The sequence below is a fragment of the Planococcus sp. MSAK28401 genome (genome assembly GCF_018283455.1).
GTDB lineage: Bacteria > Bacillota > Bacilli > Bacillales_A > Planococcaceae > Planococcus > Planococcus alpniumensis.
This window is the reverse complement of record NZ_JAAMTH010000001.1, coordinates 3,443,507-3,464,218: the sequence shown is the minus strand read 5'-3', so window position 1 is coordinate 3,464,218 and position 20,712 is coordinate 3,443,507. Positions and strand designations below refer to the sequence as shown.

Below are 20,712 nucleotides of genomic sequence, written 5' to 3'. Positions count from 1 at the left end.
AAAAGGAATAATCACTGCGTTTTAAGGCGTTGGCGGGCAGAACTTTTAGCTGAACCTATGGGTTGATGTTCTAAAGTCTTGCCCAAACCATAGAACGGCATGTTTACGTAAACCGATTCGTACTGCCCGGGTTGAACTTGGAAAGTTTCATGGTAAATTCCGACGGCGTCATTATTACGTGCATTCTGATTGAATTTTTTCCAGGCCGTTAAATGCTTGTCGTTGCGCGCATACGCAAGCAAGTCGTCGGTCGAGCGCCAATACTGGATCATCGTTGTGGTGCGCAATCCAAAATAGCTTTCCATCGACAAAAATCCGAGTTCTTCCTTATGCGTATAGAGTTCCTTGATCATGCCGGGCATCGCACTGAAGACCGGAAACCATCTGTTCACTGCCAACCGGTTGTTGAAGCGCATGCCAATGATGAAAACGACAATATCCTCCGTGTTTTCCGTAGTGAAACGTCCGGGAAAAACTTGCTGTGCCATGTCTGTTCCTCCTTATCGGATATTCTTCAAAGTATATTCACACCACCCAATGGCCGCTTGTGTGACTCGTTTTCCGTAATCCAAAGTGAACAGCCAGTACATGGCGTCTTGCTCTTCGTGATGGTTGTGGCGGATGCCCTGTTCGATCGCTTCATACGTAGCATGGCGGGCTTCCAAGGTTTTTTGATACTCCTCAAGGAGGGAAACAGTGCGCTCAGGAGATTGGTGGGAGCCAAAAAATAATTTCAGCAACACTTCGTTGCGCTCAGCTGGAACTTGATCGATGGGTTGCTCGATCCAATTTTTCAATGTCGCCAAGCCTTTTTCGGTGAGGAAATACTCGTTTTTATCCGCTCGGCCCGACGTAGAGGCGCTTTTTACTTCCGCCAAGCCATCTTCGACAAGCAGCTTGAGCGTAGGATAGATTTGGCCGTAGCTGATTTTCCAAAAATGATTCAAGCTTTGATCCATGAATTGTTTGATGGAGTAGCCCGAAGTGCAGTCTGTCGTCAAGATGCCCAATATGGCGTAGGTTGTATTATTGTATGATTTCACTTTTTCACACCTATCTAAAAGATATATATCATTTATATATATATTAATCTTATTTTATAGAGAACGCAAGACATTTGACTGAATTAAAAGATAATTTAATTTTAAGTATGTTGAAACGTAAACGATTAAAAGGCTGCGAAGGATTAAAATTTCGCAACCTTAGAGAATTTTATCAAACTGGGGATTTTAAAAGAACTTGATAAGAGAAGCACAAAACCGAAAAAAACCTCTTAGTTAATACCGAATTTTTAACGGATCGATAAAGCGGGCCACAGTTTTGAATAGCTTCAAAAACAAGAATATACTTTGCTATTGCGTTTTTGTACTCGTCATTAATATTTATGCCTTTATCTTAATTTAATTCTTTTTCCAAGTCCCTATCGACGATAAATACTTCGATTCTTTCACCGATTTTCGTGCTGATATCACTATGGCTTGAATGAACACGGGCGCCTGTACACTTTTCCACGATGTTTTCGTAATTGGTGCTATACATCTCTCTTAATAGCTGCCTCATTTTTTTAACAAGCTTTCTGCCGTCATTATTTTCCACAAGGTGTTTTTCCTCAACCGTTAATACGCCTTTAAAACGGGTGATCACCATATCTTCAACAATATACGTTCTGGCTTCCTGCGGTCCGCGTCCAATAAGTTCACGCTGGAACTTAATAAAGGCTTCGCTAATCTCTGATTCTAGTTTTCTTTTTTTCGAAACTGGCATGTGGTCGTCTCCCAAAAATAATTTTATAATTTCGAGAACAATCGTATGTCCTTTCTCAGGCGTTGTCAATATCTATTTTTGGATTAAAATGGAATCCGATAAAAGACAATGAAAGCAAAGTCAGGAAGGAATATGCAGCAATTATATTGGGCCTAGTGAAAAGACACTGAGACAAATTTGGGGAATCACTTGTCAATCACCATATGTAATTGCCTGTTTTTCAGACGATAAAAAAATATTTTAAAAAGCTCTTGCATAATAATCCCCAGTAGGAGTAATATAATCTCGTAAACAAAATATCTCGGCCAAATCCCGTCAAACGGGAACGGAGGACCCAATCTTTTGGGGTTAATTCTACGCATGTAGAAAGGATGAGAGCAACTCTTTCGCCATCCTACCCGTCAGCTAACTTCGTCGGCTAAAGCGAAGGAGGTCTAAGACCACCTTTATTCAGGAGGCTTTTTTTTTGAGGCATTTTTATAATGCCCTCATAAAAAGCAACTTGAAATCATTGTAGGTCTTTTTATTGTGCCTATTTGAAAAAGTCAATCTTGGAAGACAGAATGCAAAGGAAGCAACAGTTGTTGCTTGCTGGGTGTTAAGTAGACCAATGAGTACTTTTTTTCCAAAAACTGTTGATAACACAAGTCAGCGGTGATTAAGCATAGATCTATGCTTAATCACCGCGTCACAAAACTTGTCTTATGAACTTGGGGAAAAAGTGAGCATTGGTCTATTTTTTTGTGCTTAGATTCTGAATTCCCGACCGGGTTCCTGGATAGGAGCATAAAAAACTAGTGGGTTGGGTTTTCCAGCCGAAACCGGGTTGAAGAAGAATTCGAAAGGAGGAAGCCTTTAAGTGGGAGGGGCAATCAAGAATGAACGCTTACGCTGCTTAATCTGTGTGCCAAGTTTAGATGAACTCGGCTATTTGGAAAATGTGTTAAGTGAATCTGCAAATCTTATTTTTATGGTGACAAATCAACGAGTCCAATGGGCCCTGGCCAAGTTGGGGTTTGAAAATATCCACTTCCTGCAAGCTAATGAGGAACTTATTGAAATGCCGCCTGTTGATCGGGTCATTGTCCTGGAAAGTGACTTGACCACCACCCATTTTTTGATAAAAGTCTCATTATCCAGCGTCAAAGCGCCATTATTGGTCGTCGCACGCAATAAGAGCATACCGGAACAATTATATACCTTGTTGGGCGCAAAAATAGTGCTGCACTCGAATACTCAAAATATACGGTTTTTATTAAATTAAACGGAGGTTGAGAAGATGTTGGATTTCATTATGCTGAGCTTGTTTATTATTTTGCCGCTGTCGATGGTGGCGTTGACGAATTGGTCTTCGTCGGTAGTGAGCAAGGAGAGTGAAGGCTCTTGATGAGTTTGCTGTTGATTACGGTCGCCGCAGTTTCAATTTATTTATTGTATGTGTTAATAAATCCAGAAAAATTTTAAAAGATGAAAAAGACGGAGGGAAATCAACGTGGGAATAACCATTATCTCAATCATCGCTACACTTTTGGCGGTTTTAATCCTTGCCAAACCAATGGGAATTTACTTAGCGAAAGCTTTTGATTATAACGCAACTGGATTAGATAAAATTTATGGGCCATTCGAAAAGCTATTGTTTAAAGTTGGCGGAATAAAGAAAGAGCAGCAAAGCTGGAAACAATACGCTTTATCGCTGATCTTAGCAAACGGTTTTATGATTATACTTGTTTATTTCGTATTCAGACTGCAAGGAGTTCTTCCGTTGAATCCAAGCGGCAATCCCGGCATGGAGCCAACGCTTGCCTTTAATACCGCGATTAGTTTTATGACAAATACCAATCTGCAGCATTACAGCGGTGAAAGTGGATTATCGTATTTAGGCCAGATGATCGGCATATTGTTCATGATGTTTGCAGCTCCTGGTACTGCACTTGCAGTGGTGATCACTTTTATCAGGGGCTTGTCGGGAAATCGAATCGGCAATTTCTATGTAGATTTGATCCGTGCCATTACACGAGTCCTGTTGCCGATTTCGTTTGTGACAGCATTTTTCTTTATCGCACAAGGTGTTCCACAAACATTCGAACCTTCAGCAACCGCCACAACTATTGAAGGAGCGGAACAAAGCATTGCAAGAGGACCGGTGGCAGCCTTCTTATCTATTAAAGAACTGGGCAATAACGGGGGTGGTTTCTTCGGCGTCAATTCGGCCCACCCGTTAGAAAATCCGACAGCTTTAAGTAATCTTCTCCAAATCATTTTAATGTTCCTTATAACAACGGCGACCCCGTTCACTTATGGGCGAATGGTCGGCAATAAGAAGCAGGGGCGGGTATTATTTGCTGCTATGGCCATGATGTTCGTTGCCTTTCTAACTATCGGATTGACTTATGAATACCAAGGCAACCAGGCGTTAAATGAATTGGGAATTCAGCAGGATCAAGGAAGCATGGAAGGCAAAGAAGTGCGGTTTGGCACCGGTCAATCCATGCTGTATGCCATGGTCACAACGGCGAGCGAAACAGGGGCCGTCAACACGATGCACGATACCCTCACACCGATCGGCGGACTGCTGACATTGTCCAATATGCTATTGAACACTATTTTTGGAGGCATAGGAGCTGGGTTCATTAACGTGATCATGTACGCAATGATTGCCGTTTTCCTTTGCGGATTGATGGTCGGGCGAACTCCGGAGTTTCTGGGCAAGAAGCTTGAGGCAAAAGAAATGAAACTGATTGCGGTGACTTTATTAATTCCACCGTTTTTAATTCTTGGATTCTCTGCTTTGGCTTTGTACACTCCATTTGGCAACGAGGCGATTTCAAATCCGGGATTCCATGGCATTAGCCAGATTTTATATGAATATACCTCTTCCGCTGCCAATAACGGTTCAGGGTTCGAGGGACTGGGGGATGCAACGCCATTTTGGAATATAACAACTGGGATTGTCATGTACATCGGCCGATTCTTCGGCTTGATTACAATGTTGGCTGTGGCAGGCGCACTAGCGTCCAAAAAGCTTATCCCGGAAACCTCAGGGACATTTAGAACTGATTCTTCATTATTTGGCGTCATTTTAGTGGGCACTATCTTTATTGTTGGCGCTTTAACGTTTTTCCCGACGATGGTATTAGGGCCAGTAGCAGAATATTTAACACTTAAATAGTGAGGGGGTAAAGGAATGGGAACTGTGGTAAAAGAAAATAAAAAAGAAGAAAAAATTGATTCGTTCGAGGGATTTGAAAATACAATAGACCGGAAATACGATACTGAAAATAGAGGTGGCAATAAACAAGCCAGGGACAAGGGCATGCTCTTACAAGCATTAAAGCAGTCGTTCGTTAAACTCGACCCGAGAACAATGGTTCGAAACCCCATCATGTTTGTTGTGGAGATTGGGTTTATCATAACTTTGCTCTTGTCCTTTTTCCCGGATTTATTTGGGCCTAGTGATGTGGAACCCTGGTTTAATATTTCCGTAACATTGATCCTGTTATTTACTGTTTTGTTTGCGAATTTTGCAGAAGCTCTAGCAGAAGGGAGAGGAAAGGCGCAGGCCGATTCTCTAAAGAAATCCAAAACACAGATTATGGCCAACCGCTTAAAAGTCAATAACATTGTCGAGGAAGTGCCTTCCGATAGTTTGAGAAAAGGAGACCTCGTTATCGTGTCTCAAGGAGAAATGATTCCAAGCGACGGAGAGGTTGTTGAAGGACTGGCATCGGTTGATGAATCGGCCATCACAGGGGAATCTGCCCCGGTGATCAAAGAGGCAGGCGGAGATTTTAATTCCGTTACAGGCGGAACACGTGTGGTAAGTGATCAAATTAAAGTGAAAATTACCAGTAACCCTGGAGAATCCTTTTTGGATCGAATGATTTCTCTTGTCGAAGGGGCGAAGCGACAGAAAACACCAAATGAAATTGCCCTCAACACCGTATTAACCAGTCTGACTTTAATCTTCATGATTGTGGTCGTTTCGATGCCGGCTTTTACGAACTACCTTGGGTTTAATATAGAAATAGCGGTTTTAATTGCGTTGCTTGTTTGTTTGATCCCTACGACCATTGGCGGCTTGCTTTCCGCCATAGGAATAGCCGGTATGGACCGGGTGACACAATTCAATGTCATTGCCATGAGTGGCAAGGCAGTGGAAGCTGCTGGTGATATTAATACGATTATCCTGGATAAAACGGGTACCATCACATATGGGAATCGAATGGCCAGTGATTTTGTAGCTGTAGGAGATGTCGCTGCGGCTGAGTTAGCGCAATGGGCGGGCATTAGTTCTTTCCAAGATGAAACACCAGAGGGAAGATCAGTCATAGAATTATTAAACAGCAGAAATTCGGAATATGACCTGAATATAGGAGACAAGGGTTCATTTATTGAATTTAAAGCAGAAACGAGAATGAGCGGGATGGATCTGGCAGATGGCCGCGAAGTGCGCAAAGGGGCGGTCGATGCTGTGAAAAAATGGGTTTCTTCAAAAGGCGGGGAAATACCGAGTGATTTAGATGAAGAAACGGTCAAGATCGCCAAAGAGGGTGGAACTCCATTAGCGGTTGCTGTTGAAAACCGGATTCTAGGGTTGATTTACTTAAAGGATACGGTAAAACCGGGCATGCAAGAACGGTTCGCCCAACTTAGAGAAATGGGCATTAAAACTGTTATGGCTACTGGAGACAATCCGTTGACGGCTGCCACCATTGCAAAAGAAGCTGGGGTCGACGAGTTTATTGCAGAGTGTAAGCCGGAAGATAAAATTGAGGTCATCAAATATGAGCAAGCTCAAGGAAAGCTTGTGGCTATGACGGGCGACGGGACGAACGATGCTCCGGCATTGGCACAGGCGGATGTAGGCTTGGCGATGAATAGCGGCACATCAGCTGCAAAAGAAGCGGCAAATATGGTGGATTTGGATTCCAACCCAACGAAAATCATTGAAGTTGTGTCGATTGGCAAGCAATTATTGATGACTCGAGGAGCACTTACCACATTTAGTATTGCGAATGACGTGGCTAAATATTTCGCAATTATCCCGGCTATGTTTATGCTGGCGATTCCAGAAATGGACGTCTTGAATATCATGAAACTGGATTCACCCATGTCCGCTATTCTATCGGCGTTGATTTTCAATGCGGTTATCATTCCGTTGTTAATTCCACTGGCCATGAGAGGGGTATCGTATAAACCGATGAGTTCTAATGCCCTGCTCCGCAAAAACCTCTTGATATATGGTTTGGGAGGCTTGGCAGTTCCATTTATCGGAATCAAAATGATCGATATCATCATATCGTTATTCATTTAATAAAGTTAAAGAAAGAAGGGATAGTAATGAGTAAAAATAAAAGTGTTTTTGGCCCCATCGTGCGAACCAGTTTTTTAATCATGCTATTGTGCGGTGTTATTTATCCTGTTGTAACAACTGGGATAGCCCAAGTATTGATGCCGGAGAAAGCAGGGGGCAGCCTGTTATATGATGAGGACGGCAAAGAAATGGGAGCGGAGTTGATTGGCCAAAACTTCACCAGCGAAAATTATTTTCATGGCCGCGTTTCCAGTATTGAGTATGACGCGGCAAATTCAGGGTCCGGAAATTATGCGCCATCAAATGAAGAAATGATTGAGCGCACGAAACTTGCCGTGGAGAAGTGGAAGCAGGTGCATCCCGACAATAATGCAGTGCCGATTGATCTCGTGACGAACTCAGCTTCAGGCTTGGACCCCCATATCAGTCCAGAAGGAGCTTATGCTCAAACGGCACGCGTTTCCTTGGCAACAGGCATAAGTCAAACTGATTTAAATGGGTTGATAGAAAAGAATACTCAAGACAGGGAACTTGGATTATTTGGAGAACCCCGCGTAAATGTCCTGTTATTAAATGTCGATCTGAATCAGTTAATAAAATAATTCATCACCTCGACCATTTACTGGTCGAGGTATTTCCATAAGAAGGTGATGACATGCCGGAAGAGATGCACCCTTATTTTCGAAAAAAGACACCTGACGAGCTATTGGAGGAGATCAACGAAGGTCGGCGGGGAAAGTTGAAGTTATACATCGGCGCCGCTCCTGGAGTTGGAAAAACGTATAAAATGCTTCAAGATGCACACGATTTAAAAAGAGAAGGCATCGACGTAACAATCGGGTACGTAGAGACGCATAGAAGAAGTGAGACAGAAGCACAAATAGGGAATTTGGAACAAATCCCCTTGATGAAGATTTCTTACAAGGGGAGAATATTCGACGAACTTAATATAGAAGAAATTAAAAGGCGTGCTCCTGAAGCAGTTATCATTGACGAGCTTGCACACACGAATATTCCGGGCTCTAAACATGTAAAAAGGTATATGGACGTCGATGAACTGCTAGAAGCTGGCATTGATGTCATTTCCGCCGTTAATATCCAACACTTGGAGAGTGTGCACGATATTGTCCGAACGCTTAGTGGCGTGGCGGTGAGGGAAAGGGTGCCGGATCGATTTATCCAAAAAGCCAATGAAGTTCAATTTATCGATGCATCACCCGAAACACTTAGAAAAAGGTTGGAGGATGGCAAAATCTATGCCCCGGAAAAAATACAACAAAGCTTGGAGAATTTTTTCACCACTACGAACCTTTCTGCCCTAAGGGAGTTGGCGCTCAGAGAGATCGCGGATGATGTGGACGAGCGAATTGAGAAAACAAGTGGCAAACTCTTCGAGGGGCCTGTAGGAATACATGAGAAAATTCTTGTTTGTGTTCATTATGGAACCACCTCTGAGAAATTGATTAGACGCGGATATAGAATGGCGAACCGTTTAAATGCGGACTTGTATATCTTAACTGTAGCAGATGATCACGAACCCCTTTCCAACGCCAAAAGTGAGAAGATAAAACAATGGATGGAACTGGCGGAACAATTTAACGCAACATTCATTTTGGAGAAAAGAAACAATAAAAAACCTGAAGCGATTATTATCGACATAGCAAATAAATATTTCATCACTCAAATATTGTTGGGGCAGTCGGCTAGGACCAGGTGGGAGGAAGTCAAAAAAGGGTCTATAGTTAATGCCATCATGAGAAAAACATCAAATATCGACATTCATATAGTGGCAGATAACAGACGCAGTTAATTTCTATTTTGTAAAAATAGAATAGGAGATCTACAAGAGATTGAGGAAAGCTCAGTCTCTCTTTTTGTCGTGAGTTAATATAGTAGATAAATCATGCACATTAATATAAGAAAACAGTTGATATTTAAGGGCTGCCCGCTTAGGTTGCGCCTTAGTGCGCCTAGAACTAGCTTTACTTTTCCCGGCGACAGGCTTGATACTGAAATTATAAGGAAAGGCGATGAAGCTCATGATGTTCAGCGAAAGGCTAAAAAACGAACGGGAGAAAAAGGGGTGGTCGCAGGCAGAGCTCGCGGAGAAACTTCACGTAAGCCGCCAATCGGTTTCCAAATGGGAGACCGGCAAAAATTATCCGAGCATTGAAGTCATCATCGATTTGAGTGATTTATTCGGGGTGACGATCGATGAACTATTAAGGAGTGATGATGAATTGAAGGACAAAGTGATTCAAGACAGCAAAAAATTGGCCCATCCGAAGTGGAAAGTCTTTTTCGACAGTATTTTCATGTTGGGTGTCTTATTGCTGCTGGTGAAGATTGTCCTCATCGCCTCGAATTATTTCTTCGGCACGAATTTTCTCGTTCTGGAGGGCATCTCTAGAATGCTGTCGAATTTCCTGCCACTGGTATTGATGGTCGTTGGCGGGATTGGCAGCGATCAATTGAAGGATAAAGTTGTCTAATAAACATTCGATGTGAAGTTCTCGAAAGAGCAGCTGAGAGGTATATTTGTTTATTAGAGTTGCAGAATAAAAGATATGAATGAAACATCAATTTTTAGATTGGAATGCGAGAGTCGTGAGAAAATTTGCTCAGCTCTTTTGGCGCTGGGGCAGCGCACAAAAAAATTGTGTGTATTTTAATTCATTTTGCTGTTCAGGTGATCTCTAGTTTAGTATAATTCTAATGTAAGAATTATTATATGCAATTGGCAGTACCCAGCAATACGAGTGCTGGATAGAAGTTACCTTTTCATTATCAATTAGGAGGTTTTTACAAGATGGATAACAACGAACAAAAGCGCCACACAGCTGCATCAGATGCACAATGCCCATTTACGGGCGCCGGCGGGCAACAGCCGACGAGCCAAACGGGCGGACACCAGGACAGCGCCATCACCACTTCGAACAAGCCAGGCAAAACGCAAAATAAAGACTGGTGGCCGAATATGTTGAATGTCAATATTCTGCACCAGCATGACACGAAATCGAACCCTCTAGGGGAAGAATTTGATTACCAAGCGGAATTCGAGAAATTGGATTACGATGCATTGAAACAAGATCTTCGCGACTTGATGACCAATAGCCAGGAATGGTGGCCGGCGGATTATGGCCATTACGGCGGATTGTTCATCCGCATGTCGTGGCACGCGGCAGGTACTTACCGTACGATGGACGGCCGTGGAGGCGGTTCTACCGGCAACCAGCGTTTCGCGCCGCTTAACAGCTGGCCGGATAACGTCAACTTGGACAAAGCGCGCCGTTTGCTTTGGCCGATCAAGAAAAAATACGGAAACAAAATCTCATGGGCTGACTTGCTCGTCTTGACAGGAAACGTGGCACTTGAATCGATGGGCTTCAAAACCTTCGGATTCGGTGCAGGCCGTGAAGATATTTGGGCACCGGAAGAAGACGTTTATTGGGGCAATGAAAAAGAGTGGTTGTCGGATAACCGTTATTCAGGGGATCGCGAATTGGAAAACCCTCTTGCTGCCGTTGAAATGGGCTTGATCTATGTGAATCCGGAAGGGCCTAACGGCAAACCGGATCCGCTTGCAAGTGCGTTCGATATCCGTGAGACATTTGCTCGCATGGGAATGAACGATGAAGAGACCGTTGCGTTGATCGCAGGTGGACATACATTCGGTAAAGCTCACGGAGCTGGAGATCCTTCCAACGTAGGTGACGATCCGGAAGCAGCCGTTATGGAAAACCAGGGTCTTGGCTGGAAGAGCTCGCATGGTTCAGGTAAAGGCCGCGATACCATTTCAAGCGGTATCGAAGGCGCATGGACTGCCAACCCGATTCAGTGGGATAATGGCTATTACGAGCAATTGCTCGGATACGAGTGGGAGTTGACGAAATCTCCTGCCGGTGCGTATCAATGGACTGCAAAAGATCTATCAGAGGAGCAGATGGCACCTGACGCAGAAGATTCTTCCATCAAAGTGAAAACGATGATGACGACTGCCGATATGGCGCTTCGTGTGGATCCGGAGTACGAAAAAATTTCCCGCCGTTATTACGAAAACATGGAAGAGTTCCAAGATGCGTTTGCTCGTGCATGGTTCAAGCTTCTTCACCGTGACATGGGGCCAAAAGCCCGTTATTGGGGTCCGGAAGTTCCTGAAGAAGAATTGATCTGGCAAGACCCAGTACCAGCAGCACCAGGCAAATTGAAAGATAAAGAATTGGATGAGCTGAAAGCGAAAATCCTCGAAAGCGGATTAAACCCACAAGAGCTAGTGAAAGCAGCTTGGGCTTCTGCCAGCACATTCCGCGGTTCCGACAAACGCGGCGGCGCAAACGGTGCTCGCATCCGTTTCGCTCCACAGCGCAGCTGGGATGCAAACGAGCCGGAAGAACTGGAAAAAGTGCTTTACTTCTATGAGCATTTGAAAGCTGAAACAGGCGATAAAGTGAGCATTGCGGACTTGATCGTACTTGGCGGTAACGCTGCGATTGAACAAGCAGCCAAAGCAGCTGGTTTCGATGTCGAAGTTCCATTCACTCAAGGCCGCGGAGATGCACTCGAAGAACAAACCGATGCGGAAAGCTTTGAAGTGTTGGAGCCGATTTCAGACGGTTTCAGAAACTACCAGAAGAAAGAATATGCTACAAGCCCGGAAGAAATGTTGTTGGATAAAGCACAATTGCTTGGCCTGACAGCTCCGGAAATGACTGTATTGGTCGGCGGCATGCGCGCACTTGGCGCAAACCATGAAGGCTCTACAGCAGGCGTCTTGACTGACAACGTCGGCGTCTTGACCAACGACTTCTTCACGAAGCTATTGGATATGGACATCGAATGGGCACCTGTCGAATTCAACAAATATGAAGGCAAGAACCTTGTAACCGGCGAATCCGCTGGCACTGCAACGCGCATTGACCTCGTATTCGGCTCGAACTCCATCCTGCGTGCGGTTGCTGAAGTATACGCACAAGACGACCATAAAGAAAAATTCGTACGCGACTTCATCAAAGCATGGAACAAAGTGATGAATGCCGATCGCTACGATTTGCAGAACTAAATGAGACACTGGCTGGCCGGCATTTTGCTGGCCGGTTTTTTTTATGGGCTCAAAATGACGTTTGCTTCCGCCGAAGTCATTTTTTTGTGAAAAATTTACCAAAAGCTATTCCGAAATGATCGTTTCAATTAAATGAAATAAAAAATGGAGAAGTTGGCATATGCGATGGTAATCTTCTATTTATAGTAAAAAATTTCTTTTTATTTGATGAAATTTTTCAATATTTTTCAATTAGATTATGCTACATTATGAGTAAAAAGAGTGAAAGAGGGGTGTCTTCCGTGCATTCCCCACTGATGGTATACCTTACCTTAATTTGTATGTCGACTGTATTTATCTTGTTCTTACTTATATACGTTTTTCGGAAGCGCCATAATTACTCGGAAATTGCGCATTATTTCTTGCTCTATACCGCGGCAATCGGTATTTATTGCTTCGGCGCGGGAATGGCGTTGACGGCAAATACACTTGGGCAGATGAAATTTTGGACCATTATCCAATATGTCGGCATGCCGTTCTCTGCGCCTCTCGGTTTACTGTTCATCATGCGCTATTTGGGCGTTAATGTAACAAGGGCTGGGTTTTGGTCCCTAATGATTGTGCCGTTCATTACCTTGTTCATGGTCATCACCAATGATTGGCACGGGCTGCACTACCGGGTATTCGAAGCTGATCCCGTGATGGGCATGCCGTTCATCTATCAGGAAATCGGGACCTGGTATGCTGTCCACGGCCTTTACATCTTTTCCTGCATGTTCGTGGCTTTCGTACTTTTGTTGTCCAAGTGGAAAGAAACTGCCCGTGCTTATCGCCCACAGCTAGTGGCTTTACTGTTCGGGCAATTACTCCCGATGCTGACGGCCTTTTTGTATTTGATTGGCGTGACGCCGAGCGGGTTAGATCCGGTGCCGATGGTGCTATGGCTATCGTCTGTTTTATATTTTTGGGCGATTAGCTCATCGACTTTGTTTGCTATTATGCCAGTGGCGAAAGATATCATTTTCAATAATATTAAAGATGGCGTCATTGTGCTCGATAAGTCACACCGGTTGATAGAGTTTAACCGGGCTGCGAAGAATAGTTTTCCGCTTTTGGATAAGTCCATGTATGGCATGGAGTTTCAAAGTATATGGCTGCGACTGGCAGGGGAACGGTTTCCTGTCGAACTGGCGAGCATGGGCCTTCATGAAATTCAAGCCGTTATAGGCCATTCAGAGCGCATCTACCAAATCAGCGCATCGACCATGAAACATGGCGGCAGCAGTGAAGGTTTGCTGCTTATTTTTACAGACGTGACCGAGCTGAAAAAACTGCAGCAGCAATTGGAACGCCAAGCTTTTTACGACGAACTGACCCAAGTTTACAACAGGCGCGCTTTCTTGCGGCAATGTGAAGAGGATTTTGCAGAAGCTATGGAGAGTTCCGCTCCTTTTTCGGTCATTCTTATGGATATTGATCACTTTAAAGCAATTAATGATACATATGGACACGATATAGGCGACCAAGTTCTTGTCCATATTGCCCAAATTTGCCGAAACAAATTGCAAGAAGGGCAGATTTTCGCCCGTTACGGTGGGGAGGAGTTTGTCCTGGCGTTAAAAGGATGTACAGTGGAGAAAGCGGAGCAAGTAGGCAATGAACTCAGGAGCCATTTGCAGTTGCATCCACTCGCCACAGGCCACGGAAAGATCTCAGCCACGGTCAGCATGGGCGTCGCTCAAAGCACGGACGGAAGCTTGCAGCAGCTCTTAAAGAAAGCAGATATCGCCCTTTATGCAGCGAAACAGAATGGGCGAGATCAAGTGTCTGTATACACGAAAATAATGGAATCCATTAAGTGAAATAAGAAAAAGGCATCTTTTATGAAATCAATTCATAAGAGATGCCTTTTAGTTTCCCTCAAACTTTGCGTCTATTAAAAAAGCCCGTTAGCAGGAGAAACCGTGCAGTATGTCAAAAGTAAGGAAGAAGGCAGCAGCACGGATTTTTAAAAACCATATGTTGGAATAGGAGGTTATTCAATGTGTGCCCGTAACAAGCAGTTAACCAAACAACAAAGCCATAATTTACTCGATACTTTGAAACAGCGTTTTGAACAACATGAAGAACGCCACGAAAAGATGGGCTGGGACAACATCTTGCTGAAACTGAACGAAAACCCGGAGAAACTTTCCGTCTTGCATCAAATGGAAGAAACGGGCGGTGAACCGGATGTCATCGGCTATGAAGCGGAGAGCGGGATGTTCTTGTTTTGCGATTGCTCAAAAGAAAGCCCTGCAGGACGCAGAAGCCTTTGCTACGACCGCACGGCGCTTGAATCACGCAAAAAGAACAAACCCGAGAGTTCAGCAGTCGACAGGGCTAACGAAATGGGCATTGAATTATTGACAGAAGATCAGTACAGGTTGCTTCAAACCTTAGGAGAGTTTGATTTGAAAACTTCGAGTTGGCTCGAGACGCCTCAGGAAATACGGGAACGTGGCGGAGCGATTTTTGGCGATTGCAGATACGGGCAGGTTTTTGTTTACCACAACGGGGCGGACTCCTATTACGCCGCAAGAGGATTCAGGGGAATTTTGAAAGTATAAACGTGTGAAGATGTTTCACGTGGAACCACACGGATGGACTTGGCAGCAAGGGTAGACCCGACAGCAGAAACCAGAAAGGAAGTTAGTATGAAGCAACTTTATATCAAACAAAAAGTGTTCAGCTTGAGCGAGAAGTTTACAGTCAAAGACGAGCAAGAACAGGATCGGTATTTCGTAGAAGGAAGTTTTTTGAAAATCCCGAAGACCTTTTCAATCTTGGATGCTAAAAACCAGGAAATCGGGGTTATCACCAAAAAGACCTTCAGTTTCTTGCCGACTTTCTTTGTGGAAGTGGATGGGCAGGAAGCAGTAATGATCAAGAAAGAATTCACTTTTTTGAAACCGCGCTACGCCATTGAAGCGGAAGGCATCGATGTGCAGGGCAACTGGTGGGAAATGAGCTTTGACATTCTTCGGCACGGACAAGTCATCGGCTCGGTGAGCAAGCAATGGCTCAGTTGGGGAGACACGTATCAAGTAGACATCCTGGATGAAACGATGGAGCATTTGATCATTTCACTCGTCGTAGCGATCGATTGCGTAAAAGCGGACCAAGCGTCAGCTGCTTCTGCAGGAGGATAATAAAGACGCGTTAACCCTTTACAGATGAATAATAATAAAAGACATTCACTTTACAAGTGAGTGTTTTTTTATAGAAAAATAAATTTTCTGAAAAAATTGATTTGATAATTAATTCAACTGACTTTATACTTGAACATATCTTCCTTTCACTAAAACTTCACTGTGTTAGAGAAAGAGAGCGAAAAAGGAGGCGGAAGCCGGTTGGAGAAGAAAGTTCGCAACTTATTTTATTTTTTCATCGCATTCGGAATTGTATTGTTGGCTGGATGTTCCAGCGACAACACGGAAAGTGAGGGCGGCGCTTCATCTGAAGACGACAAGAGCGGCGGCACTTTGGTTTATGGGCGCGGCGCAGATTCGGTCAGTCTAGATCCAATCAATGTGACAGACGGCGAATCGATCCGGGTTACGCATAATATATACGAAACTCTACTGGAATATGACCATAATTTGGAGCTTCAGCCAAAACTGGCTACTGAATACACTTCGAGCGAAGACGGCTTGACTTGGACATTCCAGCTGCGCGAAGGCGTGAAGTTCCATGACGGCACCGATTTTAACGCAGAAGCTGTCGTCTTTAACTTCGAACGTTGGATGGATCCGGAAAACCCGTACCACGAAGGGGATTTTCCTTATTATCCATTCCTCTATGGCGGGTTTAAAGGAGACGAAAACCACCTGATTGAATCGGTGACAGCGACTGATGAGCACGAACTTGAAATCGTGTTGAAGCGAAAAACCGCTCCGTTCCTCAGCTATTTAGCGATTTCGATGTTCGGGATCGCTAGCCCTGCAGCAATCGAACAATACGGGGCAGGCATCGGTGAGAATCCGGTCGGCACAGGGCCATTCAAGTTCGAGGAATGGAACCGCAACAATACGATCACGCTATCTAAGAATGAAGACTATTGGATGGAAGGGAAGCCTTACCTCGATCAAGTCATCTACCAAGTCATTCCCGAGAACTCTGCCCGCTTGAATGCTTTGCAGACTGGGGAAATCGATATTGTGGACGGCATGAATGCAAGCGATACGACGATTGTGGAAGACACCGACGGCATTGAGCTGCTCAAACGCCCAAGTTTCAATATCGGCTATATGGCGTTCAATATGGAAAAAGAGCCATTCGACGATCCCTTAGTGCGCAAGGCCATCAATATGGCGATCGATAAAGAAGAAATCGTCGATGCGTTCTATAACGGGTTGGCAGATCCGGCGACAAGTCCTTTGCCGCCGTCTCTTTGGAGCCATGACGAGTCACTGGAGAAATACGATTACAACGTAGAAGAAGCGAAAAAACTATTGGCGGAAGCAGGCTTCGAGGACGGCTTTACCACGGAACTGCATACGATGAGCAATCCGCGCCCTTATTTGCCGGAACCGATGAAAATTGCGGAAGCGATCCAATCAGACTTGGCTGAAATCGGCATCAAGGCAGAAATCGTGTCGTCTGAATGGGCGACTTATTTGGAAGATACGAAGAACGGCAAGCACAGCATGGCCATGTACGGCTGGACTGGGGTTATGGCGGACCCGGACAATTTCCTGTATCCAAACCTCAGCAAAACGAACGCCGAAGTGCCTGCACAAAACATCGCGTTTTATAAGAGCGACGAATTCACGTCGTTGATTACGGAAGCGCGTGAAACAATCGACCAGGACAAGCGGACAGAGCTGTACCAGGAAGCCCAGCAATTGTTCCAGGAAGACGCGCCTTGGGTGATGCTCGCCTATACAACGCCGCCTTTGGCACAAAGCGATTATGTGGAAGATTACAATCCGCATCCGATGAGCAATGATTTAATGACCGATGTGTACCTATCAAACTAAGCCTGGAGTTGAGCAATTTTGTATAAAGTATTGAAGGATTTATGTGGATTGGTGGGGCCAAGCGGCTTCGAGCAAGACGTCCAACGTTATATCAAAGGCGAAATAGAAGAAAAAGTGGCGTCTTGCGAAGTGGACCCGCTTGGCAATATTATCGCGACGGTTCCGGCGACGGATGCTTCTTTGCCGTCGATCTTGCTCGCCGCGCATGCGGATGAAATCGGCTTTATTGTGAAAAAAGTCGAAGCGAATGGCACGCTGCGCTTCGAACAGCTGGGTGGATTCGACAACCGCACTTTGTTGGCCCAGCCGGTGACAATCAAAGGCGATGACGGCTATATTCAAGGCGTGATCGGCACGCTCGCCGTCCATTACGTGAAATGGGACGACCCGAAGCGCATCGCTTCACACCGGGAACTGTATATCGATATCGGGGCGGCTTCGCCTGAAGAGGTGGCGCAAATGGGTGTCAGAGTCGGCCAGCCGGTGAGTTACGGCAGCGAATTGAAGCTGATTGGCGATGCCAAGCAAAATCGCGTCGTCGGAAAAGCTTTGGATGACCGGGCGGGTTGTGCCGTATTGATCGAGTTGATCAACCAATTCCATCAACAAGCCGATTTGGCGCATGGCGATATCCACTTCGCCTTCACTGTACAGGAAGAGGTCGGGCTGCGCGGCGCTTCCGTCTTGAGCGCGAATCTGCAGCCGGATTTCGCTTTGGCGATCGATACGACGCCGACGAGTGACACCCATGATGTGCTCGTGACTGGCACCCGAAAACTGGGCGCTGGACCGTGCATCAAGATTACGGATAAGTCTTTGATTTCGCATCCTTTGGTGACGGGGTTGCTGGAGAAAGTGGCCACCGAGCAAGCGATTCCGTATCAGCAGGAAATTTTCATGGGCATCGGCACAGATGCCGGGGCGATTCATATGACACATAAAGGTGTCTCGTCCGGTGTGGTTTCAATTCCTTCCCGTTATACACATACACCGATTGAAATCGTGGATCTGGAAGATTTGGATCACACCGTGGATTTGGTAAAACACTTTATTCTATCGTCGAATGACTTAAACGGAAAAAACTTCTTGGATACCTAATAGCATTTCCAAAACGCCTTTTAACTTGTGAACCTTCGGGGGAACGAGTGGAAAGGCGTTTTTTCTTTTGTGAAATTTACGGTTTCTAAGCAACCCTCTTCAAATTCCAGAAAATTGAAACTTAAGCTTAGTTATTTCGTATTATAAACAAAGGAGATGGTCGGGATGCAGAAAGGAGCAAGCAAATTGAAGTTGGCGCTGGCGGTATTGGCTGCGCTCGCGGCAGTGTTCACTATAGGCGGGTGTATGGCGGCGAAAGCGGACGACCCGAAGATGGAAACGATTGAGCGGGTATTGGAGCTGCAATTCAACGGGCCGGACGAGGAGTTTTTGGAGGAGATGTGGAATCCTGCCAACAAACAAATCGTGGACGGCGTCGAAGTGAATGAGGCATTTGAACAGCAAGTGGACGACAAATATGGAGCCTATTTCACCGACAGTGAATTGGATCAATTCATGCGGGTATTCGGCACCTATTTTCCGGGATTGGCTGATATTTATGGCTATGAGCTGCGCTTGGAAGACGTGGACATCGAGTTGAGCGATACGGTGGCGAACCGCTACCTGTTCACGGCAGAAGTGGCGTTTCAGAAAAAAGGCGGAAAAGAGCAGCACGCTGAAGTGGGAGGCGTCGTGTTATTCTCGACCGTCCAAGAAGGCAAGATCGGCAAGTTCACTTATACGGACGATCAAGGCTTATCGGAACGCTTAAAACAATAACGATCGAGTGGGAGGGATGACGATGTTCAATGAATCACCGAAATGCCAAGTGTGCGGCAGGGAAATCGAGGGCGGTGAATTAGTGGAGCTCCAGATGCGTTACCCGAAGCGCAAAGGGTTCGCGGAGGTCAAAGCGTACTTAAAACTAGAGGCCAAGTTTACCTGCGATGCGTGCTCGAAAAGCAAAAAATAACGAAAGCCCCCGTCCGAACGGCTTCCGGGGGGTGTGGAAGGCCGTTCGGACGGGGGCTTTCAAATGGCTTAACTTTCGGCAAGGAATCCTTCTTCAAAGATGCCAAGCAAATGGTCAAGTGTGATCGGGTCGCTATAAGTCGAAGCTTTCGTATTGATTTCAATGACGCGCTCTTCGCTTACTGCAGGGATATTGTTCCAGACATCGGTTTCCATGAATGAGTTGTCGACATCCGGGTTTTTGCTGAGCACGACATAATCCCCTGCAAAGTCAGGCAATACTTCGAGCGAGAACGTGTGGACGCCCGCTTCAAGAGCCAGTTCCTCGACTTTTTCAGGCATGTTCAAGCCCATTTCCTGATAGAGGATTTCAGTGCCGCGTGCGTAATTATCACCGAATACATAGAATTCCTTATTGCCGCTTTCGATGACCGAAACAGTGGCGTCTTCACCGATTTTGGCGCGGATTTCTTCACCGGCAGCTTGTGCGCGGCTTTGGAAATCAGCGACCCAATCTTTCGCTTCCTGTTCTTTATTGAGCAATTTACCGATTTCCACTTGCTGATCCAAATAATCGAGTTTGCCCCATGTAAAGGCAACGGTCGGTGCGATTTCGCTCATCTTGTCGAGATGTTTCATATGTGTGCCAGCGATGATAAGGTCCGGATCCAATTCGATGATTTTCTCCAAATTGTCTTCCGTGACGATTTCCACATCGGACAGCATATCTTCAAAAAGCGGGTTGGCATTGGTCCATTCGTCGATGCCGACGATATTGCCTTCAAGCGCCAAGACATTCGGCCCGTTCGTCAAGGCGATGATGCGCTGTGGGTCTGTCGGCACTTCAACGGGTCCCGTTTCCGATTCGTATGTAAATGTTTCCGCTGCTGCGTCTTGTTCCGGTTCTGCAGCGCCCGTATCTTCAGACGATTCGGCAGAACCGCAAGCAGCGAGTACAGTCAATAGCAGTAAAAGCACGAACAATAATCCTGATTTTTTCAAGTTCTTCTTCTCCTTTAGTAGAAAATGGTCTATCAATAATGATAATCATTTTCAATTAGATTCTTAGTTAATCCTACTTCTCCATATATATATTGTCAACAAACTTATGGAAGATAATTTCGATAAGTTTGCCAGTGTCGGGCAAGGCGGGCGATTATAAAAAATTTCAAAGGAAGTGGTCGGGGTGAATGTTGAGTTAACTCGGTTTCGGGTGAAACAAGGAAAATCGGAAGCAGTGGACGAATGGCTGAAGTTCTTGAACGATCACATGGAAGAAGTTCTGGTGACCTTGGAAGGCGAGAACATGTACATCGAGACCGTTTTCCGGGAGACGCTGGACGGGAACGAGTACCTGTATTGGTATTCGATACAGGGAAAAGGCGGGCAGGCGGTGGAAACTTCAACGCATTGGATCGATGAAAAGCATATGGCGTACTGGCAGGAATGCATCGATCCTGATTTTGAAGCCGTCGATTTATCGGTCGAAGCGGTCATGATTCCTCCCCATATCCGAAACCAGATGAAGTAATAGAGATCAGAGCGGGCTGAAATAGAAGCCAGGC

Annotated in this window: 20 protein-coding genes and 1 riboswitch; of the genes, 16 read left to right on the top strand and 4 right to left on the bottom strand. The window is 45.3% G+C overall.

Features of this window, described 5'->3' with window-relative positions:
- Positions 1-11 precede the first annotated feature (11 nt).
- The 3 genes from G3255_RS17585 to G3255_RS17575 form a co-directional block, all read right to left on the bottom strand.
- Positions 12-488 carry a DUF4188 domain-containing protein gene (locus G3255_RS17585; protein ID WP_211655655.1) on the bottom strand — a complete coding sequence of 159 codons (477 nt, stop codon included), beginning with the start codon at positions 486-488 and terminating at the stop codon, positions 12-14.
- 12 nt (positions 489-500) lie between these two features.
- Positions 501-1,043: a PadR family transcriptional regulator gene (locus G3255_RS17580; RefSeq protein WP_211655654.1), complete on the bottom strand. Its 543-nt coding sequence runs from the start codon at positions 1,041-1,043 to the stop codon at positions 501-503.
- A 352-nt stretch (positions 1,044-1,395) separates the two neighbouring features.
- A complete protein-coding gene (locus tag G3255_RS17575) occupies positions 1,396-1,764 on the bottom strand; it encodes a Na-translocating system protein MpsC family protein (RefSeq protein WP_211655653.1) in 369 nt (122 codons plus the stop codon).
- Positions 1,765-2,057: 293 nt separating this feature from the next.
- Positions 2,058-2,199, top strand: a riboswitch (cyclic di-AMP (ydaO/yuaA leader).
- A 424-nt stretch (positions 2,200-2,623) separates the two neighbouring features.
- On the opposite strand from G3255_RS17575, the gene G3255_RS17570 reads away from it, so the two are divergent.
- The 15 genes from G3255_RS17570 to G3255_RS17500 all read left to right on the top strand — a co-directional run bounded on the left by G3255_RS17570 (position 2,624) and on the right by G3255_RS17500 (position 19,148).
- Positions 2,624-3,028: a hypothetical protein gene (locus G3255_RS17570; RefSeq protein ID WP_211655652.1), complete on the top strand. Its 405-nt coding sequence runs from the start codon at positions 2,624-2,626 to the stop codon at positions 3,026-3,028.
- Positions 3,029-3,150: 122 nt separating this feature from the next.
- Positions 3,151-3,228, top strand: a complete 78-nt coding sequence (locus tag G3255_RS20430) for a potassium-transporting ATPase subunit F (protein WP_211656028.1) — start codon at positions 3,151-3,153, stop codon at positions 3,226-3,228.
- A gap of 34 nt (positions 3,229-3,262) precedes the next feature.
- Positions 3,263-4,933, top strand: a complete 1,671-nt coding sequence (kdpA, locus tag G3255_RS17560; protein WP_211656027.1) for a potassium-transporting ATPase subunit KdpA — start codon at positions 3,263-3,265, stop codon at positions 4,931-4,933.
- 144 nt (positions 4,934-5,077) lie between these two features.
- The gene (gene kdpB, locus G3255_RS17555) at positions 5,078-7,078 is read left to right on the top strand and encodes a potassium-transporting ATPase subunit KdpB (protein ID WP_249222378.1); all 2,001 of its coding nucleotides are present in this window, start codon (positions 5,078-5,080) and stop codon (positions 7,076-7,078) included.
- A gap of 26 nt (positions 7,079-7,104) precedes the next feature.
- A complete protein-coding gene (gene kdpC, locus G3255_RS17550) occupies positions 7,105-7,680 on the top strand; it encodes a potassium-transporting ATPase subunit KdpC (RefSeq protein ID WP_211655650.1) in 576 nt (191 codons plus the stop codon).
- A 53-nt stretch (positions 7,681-7,733) separates the two neighbouring features.
- On the top strand, positions 7,734-8,888 hold the full coding sequence (gene kdpDN / locus G3255_RS17545) for a KdpD-like non-kinase potassium sensor (RefSeq protein ID WP_211655649.1): 1,155 nt from the start codon (positions 7,734-7,736) through the stop codon (positions 8,886-8,888).
- Between the two features lie 229 nt (positions 8,889-9,117).
- The gene (locus G3255_RS17540; RefSeq protein ID WP_211656026.1) at positions 9,118-9,570 is read left to right on the top strand and encodes a helix-turn-helix domain-containing protein; all 453 of its coding nucleotides are present in this window, start codon (positions 9,118-9,120) and stop codon (positions 9,568-9,570) included.
- A gap of 317 nt (positions 9,571-9,887) precedes the next feature.
- Positions 9,888-12,137, top strand: a complete 2,250-nt coding sequence (katG, locus tag G3255_RS17535) for a catalase/peroxidase HPI (RefSeq protein WP_211655648.1) — start codon at positions 9,888-9,890, stop codon at positions 12,135-12,137.
- A 281-nt stretch (positions 12,138-12,418) separates the two neighbouring features.
- Positions 12,419-13,978 carry a histidine kinase N-terminal 7TM domain-containing diguanylate cyclase gene (locus G3255_RS17530; RefSeq protein WP_211655647.1) on the top strand — a complete coding sequence of 520 codons (1,560 nt, stop codon included), beginning with the start codon at positions 12,419-12,421 and terminating at the stop codon, positions 13,976-13,978.
- A 180-nt stretch (positions 13,979-14,158) separates the two neighbouring features.
- Entirely contained in the window at positions 14,159-14,725 is a 567-nt protein-coding gene (locus G3255_RS17525) for a DUF4256 domain-containing protein (RefSeq protein WP_211655646.1), read from the top strand.
- Between the two features lie 87 nt (positions 14,726-14,812).
- Positions 14,813-15,307 (top strand): LURP-one-related/scramblase family protein, encoded by a 495-nt coding sequence (locus G3255_RS17520; protein ID WP_211655645.1) that lies wholly within the window; start codon positions 14,813-14,815, stop codon positions 15,305-15,307.
- Positions 15,308-15,508: 201 nt separating this feature from the next.
- On the top strand, positions 15,509-17,137 hold the full coding sequence (locus tag G3255_RS17515; protein WP_249222164.1) for an ABC transporter substrate-binding protein: 1,629 nt from the start codon (positions 15,509-15,511) through the stop codon (positions 17,135-17,137).
- An 18-nt stretch (positions 17,138-17,155) separates the two neighbouring features.
- Positions 17,156-18,235, top strand: a complete 1,080-nt coding sequence (locus G3255_RS17510) for a M42 family metallopeptidase (protein WP_211655643.1) — start codon at positions 17,156-17,158, stop codon at positions 18,233-18,235.
- 165 nt (positions 18,236-18,400) lie between these two features.
- Positions 18,401-18,955: a hypothetical protein gene (locus tag G3255_RS17505; protein ID WP_211655642.1), complete on the top strand. Its 555-nt coding sequence runs from the start codon at positions 18,401-18,403 to the stop codon at positions 18,953-18,955.
- A gap of 22 nt (positions 18,956-18,977) precedes the next feature.
- Positions 18,978-19,148, top strand: coding sequence for a Fe3+ hydroxamate ABC transporter substrate-binding protein (locus G3255_RS17500; protein WP_211655641.1), 171 nt, complete (start codon positions 18,978-18,980; stop codon positions 19,146-19,148).
- Between the two features lie 68 nt (positions 19,149-19,216).
- Here the strand turns inward: G3255_RS17500 and G3255_RS17495 are convergent, their stop codons facing one another.
- A complete protein-coding gene (locus G3255_RS17495) occupies positions 19,217-20,149 on the bottom strand; it encodes an iron-hydroxamate ABC transporter substrate-binding protein (RefSeq protein WP_211655640.1) in 933 nt (310 codons plus the stop codon).
- Between the two features lie 184 nt (positions 20,150-20,333).
- Here G3255_RS17495 and G3255_RS17490 point away from each other — a divergent pair, with 184 nt between their 5' ends.
- Positions 20,334-20,678: a DUF6176 family protein gene (locus tag G3255_RS17490; RefSeq protein ID WP_211655639.1), complete on the top strand. Its 345-nt coding sequence runs from the start codon at positions 20,334-20,336 to the stop codon at positions 20,676-20,678.
- Positions 20,679-20,712 lie beyond the last annotated feature (34 nt).